Annotated in this window: 9 protein-coding genes and 1 pseudogene; 6 read left to right on the top strand and 4 right to left on the bottom strand. The window is 61.9% G+C overall.

The window, feature by feature from the left end:
• The first annotated feature begins 61 nt into the window (after positions 1-61).
• The 6 genes and pseudogenes from R4P95_RS33275 to R4P95_RS33730 form a co-directional block, all read left to right on the top strand.
• On the top strand, positions 62-688 hold the full coding sequence (locus R4P95_RS33275) for a VOC family protein (RefSeq protein WP_213575503.1): 627 nt from the start codon (positions 62-64) through the stop codon (positions 686-688).
• Positions 689-735: 47 nt separating this feature from the next.
• A complete protein-coding gene (gene folE / locus R4P95_RS33270; protein WP_213577465.1) occupies positions 736-1,326 on the top strand; it encodes a GTP cyclohydrolase I FolE in 591 nt (196 codons plus the stop codon).
• A gap of 51 nt (positions 1,327-1,377) precedes the next feature.
• Positions 1,378-2,043 carry a DoxX family protein gene (locus tag R4P95_RS33265; RefSeq protein WP_317840529.1) on the top strand — a complete coding sequence of 222 codons (666 nt, stop codon included), beginning with the start codon at positions 1,378-1,380 and terminating at the stop codon, positions 2,041-2,043.
• A gap of 49 nt (positions 2,044-2,092) precedes the next feature.
• Positions 2,093-2,299, top strand: coding sequence for an alkyl hydroperoxide reductase (locus R4P95_RS33735; RefSeq protein WP_397517785.1), 207 nt, complete (start codon positions 2,093-2,095; stop codon positions 2,297-2,299).
• Positions 2,300-2,502: 203 nt separating this feature from the next.
• Entirely contained in the window at positions 2,503-2,733 is a 231-nt protein-coding gene (locus R4P95_RS33255; protein WP_317747191.1) for a hypothetical protein, read from the top strand.
• Between the two features lie 7 nt (positions 2,734-2,740).
• Positions 2,741-2,933 (top strand): annotated as a pseudogene (locus R4P95_RS33730) (Sua5/YciO/YrdC/YwlC family protein); the annotation flags it as partial.
• A gap of 269 nt (positions 2,934-3,202) precedes the next feature.
• Here R4P95_RS33730 and R4P95_RS33250 read toward each other — a convergent pair.
• From R4P95_RS33250 to R4P95_RS33235, 4 genes are all read right to left on the bottom strand, one after another.
• Entirely contained in the window at positions 3,203-3,568 is a 366-nt protein-coding gene (locus tag R4P95_RS33250; RefSeq protein ID WP_317747193.1) for a cupin domain-containing protein, read from the bottom strand.
• Positions 3,569-3,571: 3 nt separating this feature from the next.
• The gene (locus R4P95_RS33245; RefSeq protein ID WP_317747194.1) at positions 3,572-4,570 is read right to left on the bottom strand and encodes a zinc-binding dehydrogenase; all 999 of its coding nucleotides are present in this window, start codon (positions 4,568-4,570) and stop codon (positions 3,572-3,574) included.
• Positions 4,571-4,687: 117 nt separating this feature from the next.
• Entirely contained in the window at positions 4,688-5,788 is a 1,101-nt protein-coding gene (locus tag R4P95_RS33240; RefSeq protein WP_317747195.1) for an acetyl-CoA acetyltransferase, read from the bottom strand.
• 31 nt (positions 5,789-5,819) lie between these two features.
• A partial coding sequence (locus R4P95_RS33235) for an HpcH/HpaI aldolase family protein (RefSeq protein WP_317756828.1) occupies positions 5,820-6,727 on the bottom strand: 908 nt, incomplete at its 5' end.

Here is a 6,727-nt window from a genome sequence, read left to right as displayed (position 1 = left end):
TCCTCGAAACTCGTGCGAATTATGTCGAGGAACCTCTTCGAAACAATGTGAGGAAGCATAAATGACCACCGAGACAACGGATTCCAAGCCGGAAATACTGACACAGGCCGGTGCTGCGACAGGCCGCCTCGCCGGTGTCAATCACCTGCAACTGATCGTCAGCGACATGGACGCCAGTGTCCGGTTCTACCGCGACATCCTGGGATTGACCGTTGTTCGCACCACCGCGGACTATCCGGCGCCCGGACGCGGATACCAGATCCTGAAAAACACCTTTCTTGATATGGGGAACGGGAACCTGCTGTCGCTCATTGTGGTAGGTGGAGCTGGCATCAGCGATACACCCACGACCGCAGAGCCCTCGGTCAGTGCCGAATGGTTGTGGCCCGGCGTTCCAGAAAACCAATGGACTCCGCGAAAGTTCGACCATGTCGCATTCAACGTCGACAGTCACGACGACGTGGTGTGGTTCCGGGACCACCTGCAGGCCTGCGGTGTCAAGACGAGCAAGATTATCGCCCGCGATCACGAGGCGTGGGTGGAGTCCCTCTACTTCTACGACCCGGACGGGATCCCCCTCGAAATTGCCACCTTCGACCTCGGCAACCCGAAGTGGGAATCTCACCGACCGACGGACTGGTTCCGCGATCCCAACCCTGTCCCCGCCCTCCGCGTGAACCCGGCGTGACGGAGACAAGGAGCGCAGTCGAGGCTAGCTCGACGCAATCGATCGATTTGCTGCTATACGACGGCTTGGCCGGCGTAAGTGATCCGCGGAACGCGGATCTGGTCGCTGCGGAGTCCGCTGCGCGCGCGTTTCTGGACGCGCTCGGGATCGATACCGGCGCCAGCGGTGTGCGAGATACACCCGGCAGGATGGCACGGGCTTACCTTGATCTCTTTACCCCCAACTCTTTCGAGTTGACGACCTTCCCGAACGATGAAGGGTATGACGAGCTGGTGGTGGCAAAATCCATTCCGGTTCGCTCGGTGTGTGAACACCACCTGTTGCCGTTCAGCGGTGTCGCGCATGTCGGATACCTGCCGGGCGAACGCGTCCTCGGCCTGTCGAAACTTGCCCGCATCGTCGAGTTCTTCGCCCGTCGGCCTCAGGTGCAAGAACGACTCACGAAGCAAGTCGCGGATTGCTTGACAACAAAACTCGCGCCGAAGGGTGTGGGGGTCGTGATCGAAGCCGAGCACAGCTGTATGTCGATGCGCGGGATACGCGCCATCGGCTCTACAACCGTCACCTCGGCGCTGTCGGGATCGTTGCGCGATGATCCGCGATCACGCCAAGAGTTCTTCGCGCTGACAGGGGTCTAGAGCCACGACGGAAGCCTGCGCCTTCCGGTAAATCGTCGAAACGTCAAAGCCATGCCCGTCGCGTCACCGAGGTCCTCACAGGTCGGCGCGCCGAGGTGGAACAGCACAACCCAAGGGGTATCTATGAGAGCTGAGTCGGATCGAGTCAGGCAGAAACGCGTGTTTGGTGGCGTTGACATCGCGGAACTGTTATTGAGAACGACTATCGGAGCGACCATGGTCGCACACGGAGTAAAACACGCTCGCTCGCTCGACGGCACGACGCGGTGGTTCGAATCGATCGGGTTCCGCGATCCCAAGTTTCAGGCAGCCACCAGTGCCGGCGTCGAAATACTCTCGGGAAGCGCCCTTATCGCGGGGACCATGACCCCGGTGGCAGCGGCGGCGGTGATTGGCACGATGGGTGTAGCGATCCGAACCGTGCATGCCCCCAACGGGTTTTTCATCACGGCCGAGGGATATGAGTACGCAGCGGGCCTTGCCGCCGGATGTGTGGCGCTTGTCAGTCTCCCCGCCGGCATGTTCGGTCTGGATCGGCATCTCCGGCTCGGACGATTCCGCGGTGGCAGAGCCGCATTTGCCACACTGATCGTGGGTGCGGCATCGGCGGCAAGCCACACGTCCGTGTTCTGGAAAAGTCCCCGACGTACCCCGCCAGACGCTCAACCGCGAACGCCCGATCTCGACACGGTAGAGCCGAGAGAACGAGCCGGCTGATCCGGCCACCGTAGCTCGACCACGCCCAGGCCCTCCGAAAGGAACTCCCATGGCCCTGCTGACCATCGGTGATCAGGTTCCCGCCTACAACCGAACCGCTGTCATCGTTGACGACCTCTCAAATTCCCCGCGCCGCAAGGTCGACGATGCCGTCCGGGTCCTCGACGCCCTGCAATCCGAACAGCTGTGCACCTGCAACTGGAAGAGGGGCGACCCCACCATCTCGCCGGGGGCATTCTCGAGTAGGAGCGTTTAATCATGGCCGGACGAGAAATTGTGGCGACTGCCACTGCCGTTGCGAAGACCGCGAAGGTCATCATTGCTCGACGAGTCGTCCCGTACGCCGCCGGGGTGCTGTCAGCAAGAATGACTTGCCTGTCAAGGACACCACGGTCAGACCTCGCCGGAAAAGCATGGGACCGAAATCGGCTACTCGCAGATCTTCGGGACGTACCTGCGATGAGCATCGATGAATTGATGACACAATACGCGAAGCTCTCACCAGTGGGCGCGCGCACTGATGCCATGTTCTGGGATTTGGTCGACGCACGCAGTGCGCTCAGAAAGTTCATCGTTGCCGCGGCCTGTCGCGAAGATCGATTGATCGAGGTCAGCCAGCGCCTCCTGTCGGTGGAACTGCCGACGCGTTCGGACACCGCTACATCAGCGACGATGAGCCCTCGACGGTGACCAACCGCTGAACTGCCACGTCCCGAAGGCCAGGCAGCGCGAACTCTCTCACGCGGGTGACGCGCTCCGTTCAGGTCGCCTGATCGTTTTCCCCACCGACACCTTGTACGCGGCAGGTTCAGACGCCTTCGACCGGGAGGCCGTGCACGCCTTGTTGGCTGAAAAAACAGCGCGGTAGTGACAAGCCGGCCTCGGTCCTGTCTTGACGGCGGCACGACCGACAGTCTGCCCTCCACCATTGTGGACCTCACCTCCGCCGCCCACCCCGCTATCCTGCGGGAGGGTGCCAGTTCGAGCGCCGAGGCCAGCGAGGTCCTCGGAATCTCCCTCCCTCGGGGCGTGCCACATCGCAACCCAATCGCCACCCGCAACCGCTCACATCCATGACGAGGCAGGCACCGGCGCAGCAGCATTCGGCACGACGGTCATAGCGAGGGCGACTTTTCGGTGGTACCCGCCCGACTCGGGCTCACTGGAACGGCACCACATCTTTCCCGCGGGCGGCATCGACATAGTCCTGCCGCAGGGGATGAAACGCTTCGACGAACACAGCGCCCTCCCAGCCGACGATCAGGCCGTGTCGCACCTCGCCGGGCACCACGTAGCTGGATAACTCGGTCAACTGCACCTCGCCGGTGTCGAGCAACAGTGTCGCGTCGCCGCGTAGGAGTAACCCGATCTGTTCCTGCGGATGGGAGTGGATCGGCACCACCGTGCCGGGTTCGAAGGTGACATAGGTCAATTGCATATGTGCACCGAAAACGGCACGCCCATCCATCCCCTGCACGGGCTTGAAACCGATCGTTTCATTCAAATCGAAGATGTTGGCCTGCATATGTCAACCCACTTCCAGCACGATTTTGCCAAGTACTTCGTTGTCGGACATCAATTGATAGGCCTGATCCGCTGCGCTCCAGGGCAGGACGCGGGCGACGACCGGGCGGAGCGTTTCGTGGATATCGTGGTGGGCGGCATGCGGGCGGAAGGGTGCAATGTCTCGCCGCAACGCGCGCACGATCTCCGCCCTTTCCTGAGGAGTCCTGGTGCGGAATGTCACGCCGACCAATTCGATCCGTTTGAATGCCAGCGCCTCCATATCCAGGAGCCCCTCCGTTCCGCCGAGGCGTCCGATCCCCACGATTCGGCCCTTCACTGCCGCGGCCTGAATGTTCATCGGAAGGTAGCTGCCACCGACGTGGTCGAGAACGATGTCGATCCCGTTCCCGGCGGTGATCTCCAGCGCTCTCGCGGCGAAATCGGTTGCACTGGTGTTGATCACTTCGTCGACCCCCAGGGCGTCAAGGAGCGCGTGGCCTCGATCCGAACGGGTGGTACCGACGATGAGCCGGGCTCCGAAGTAACGAGCCAGCTGGACGGCCTGCATGCCCACGCCGGATGTCGCGGCGTGTATCACAACCGATTCGCCCCCGGTCATCCGCGCAGTTGTCATCAACGCGTTGTGGGCTGTCATGAAGCCCAGTACTGCCGCAGCTCCTTCGGGGTAGCTCCAGTTCGTCGGTATCGGGATGAGCATCGAGGCATCCACCACCACCTCTTCCGCCAGACCACCAGCCACCATCGTCATCACGCGGTCGCCTCGCGCAAAGTCGGTGACACCCGGACCGACTTCGATGATCTCCCCCGCCGCGTCGAGCCCCACCACCTGGACCTGCGGTACACCACCCCCAGCGGTATGGGTTCCGGCGAGCTGGGCCAGATCGGCGCGGTTCACCGAAGCCGCTCGCACCGCGATGCGGACCTGTGTGTCCCCTACCTCGGGTGGAACCACATCGACCAGATCCAGTCCAGGGCTATTCGACTCTCGATCGATGACCATTGCCTTCATTCTCAACCCCTCTTGATCTTGAAAATCGAAACTGGCGAGGACCGCCAGATGCGGTTGCCGTGGCGACAGCCGTTGCAGAGCATGTAATCCGTGCTGAACCCCGCGTGGTCAGGGGCTGTTCAGGCATTCCACGAGCAGGACGCCGGATCCTTCGGGATCCGACGTGGCCACCACGCCGTAGGTTCCGCCGGTATCCTCCAGGGCGCTGAGCATGGTTGTCACACACCGAATTCCTTCGAGTCCACCCAGGTGACCGAAGGCTAACGCCCCACCCCGCGGATTGAGCATGTAGGGATTCAGGCGGAACTGCTCGAGCCAGATGAGCGGTGTCACCGCCACCTCTTCCGGAACCTCGAATTGATCGATCCGGTTGAGCGGAACTTCGAGTGCCCGCAGATACGAGCGCACCGATTCGAGTTGAGAGACCGATACATTCGTCAGCGCCGTGTCGAACAGCATCTCGACTCCCACCAGACGCCCGCGAGGGTGCAATCCCAGGTCGTCGGCGCGGGCGGCGCTCGTGAGCACCAGCGCGCCGGCGCCACTCGCGGCACGAGCGTTGTGATGGGAGGCGCGACAATCGTGGCCGGCTCCACCGTTCGAAGCCGGCGCACCGGCTGGCGTAAGGGCACCGCGCGGCTCGGGCACCTGCCGAAGCTCGTCGCTCGCGATGAACTCGGTCATTTCGTGGTCGAGGTGAACTTCGAGAGGGATGATCTCGCGTCGAAAATCGCCCGACAGGGCGCATTCCCGGGCGCGTCGGTGGGACGCGACAGCAAAGTCGCCTTGCTTCTTTCGCGTGATGGACCATAGGTCCGCTCCCCGCGGCGTCGGCTGACCCGCAGCTTGCCCAGGCTCATGGAGAGAATGCCCGCCAACCGCTCCCGCCACCAGCACCACCCTTCGCGGATCATCGTTGATCGCTTCACTGGCCAATCTGACTGCAGAAGTGGACGACATCGTCTCGTGCAGATCGATATGATCGAACACATTCCGCCACGATTCGGCATACCGGCGCGACGCTGCCCCGTCACCCACAGTGATCACGGTGGTGACAACGTCCTCATCGATCTTGGCGCGTTGCAGTAGGCCGTTGACGGTGACGTCCAACAGCTTTTCCACCGTGAGCTCGCAGTAGGTTCTGCCGTACATCTGCCGCTGGGTGAGCGGCGATCGCGCTGCCTCGACGATTACTACTTCGTTAGTCATCGGATTACCTCGAACTCCACACTCTGATATTTCAACGGTGCACTGACGGTAGGCCGCAGGGCGGGACCATCGCCGATCTCGAGTCCGCAGTCAAGGCCCCTTCGACAGTCCTACGAAAATCCCCGACCGATTTGCGGATGAAGGAGAAGACCCCACCATGGACGATCAACTGCGCTCCCAGTTCAACCTCGGAGGCAATAAGATGGGGGCTCGGTTGGAACACGCCGTAGGCAATTTCGCGTTCAGCACAAAGCGCACGCACCCGTTCCTGCGCCTCGAGCACAAGGCGGTGTCGCGGATCTCCGGGCACTCCATACAGTTGGGCAAGGTCCCCGTGCCCCACCAGTGCCAGGCCGATGCCCGGAAGAAGAAGCTCGTCCAACGCCTCGACCGCTTCCGGGGTTTCGATAATCAACCCAACAAGCAGATTCTCGTTGGCCCAGCGCATGACGTCTGTCGCGCTGGTGACCTCCTGATAATTGACGCCCGCTCCGCCGACCAAGGCGACGCCGCGTCGACCCCTTGGATGATAGAACGCCAAGTCGATGAGGCGCTCGACCTCGGACGGATGTCGCACATGCGGAATCAGCAAGGATTGACATCCCCCGTCCAGCAATCGAGTGATCCAGGCATAGTCGATCTGGGGTGGCCTCACCAACGGACTGATTCCGGCGGCATGGGCATGCGCGACCAAGTCGAACACCGTCTCGGTGTTGTGGAGATTGTGCTCTTGGTCGATGAACACCGTGTCCGCACCCGCAGCGGCCATGGCGTACACCATGCCTGGGTCGCGCGCCTCATTGAGACTGCACCCCAACGCAATACGACCATCTTGCAAGGTTTCCAGTAGATGGTTTCGCCTCAAGATCATGGCAACAGCTCTTCTCACTCTTCGAACGGCATGCGACAGTGGGTGGCATACCAACGTGGGGCGTGGTG

The organism is Rhodococcus sp. IEGM 27 (genome assembly GCF_033142305.1).
GTDB lineage: Bacteria > Actinomycetota > Actinomycetes > Mycobacteriales > Mycobacteriaceae > Rhodococcus_F > Rhodococcus_F oxybenzonivorans.
Note: the sequence above shows the minus strand (reverse complement) of the source record. Positions and strands in the feature narration are given on the sequence as shown.

Bases quoted from the DNA above. Each gene is read 5' to 3' on its own strand.
- R4P95_RS33735 (WP_397517785.1), top strand. From the start codon at position 2,093: ATGGCCCTGCTGACCATCGGTGATCAGGTTCCCGCCTACAACCGAACC.
- R4P95_RS33255 (WP_317747191.1), top strand. From the start codon at position 2,503: ATGAGCATCGATGAATTGATGACACAATACGCGAAGCTCTCACCAGTG.
- R4P95_RS33265 (WP_317840529.1), top strand. From the start codon at position 1,378: ATGCCCGTCGCGTCACCGAGGTCCTCACAGGTCGGCGCGCCGAGGTGG.
- R4P95_RS33250 (WP_317747193.1), bottom strand. From the start codon at position 3,568: ATGCAGGCCAACATCTTCGATTTGAATGAAACGATCGGTTTCAAGCCC.
- R4P95_RS33275 (WP_213575503.1), top strand. From the start codon at position 62: ATGACCACCGAGACAACGGATTCCAAGCCGGAAATACTGACACAGGCC.
- R4P95_RS33240 (WP_317747195.1), bottom strand. From the start codon at position 5,788: ATGACTAACGAAGTAGTAATCGTCGAGGCAGCGCGATCGCCGCTCACC.
- R4P95_RS33245 (WP_317747194.1), bottom strand. From the start codon at position 4,570: ATGGTCATCGATCGAGAGTCGAATAGCCCTGGACTGGATCTGGTCGAT.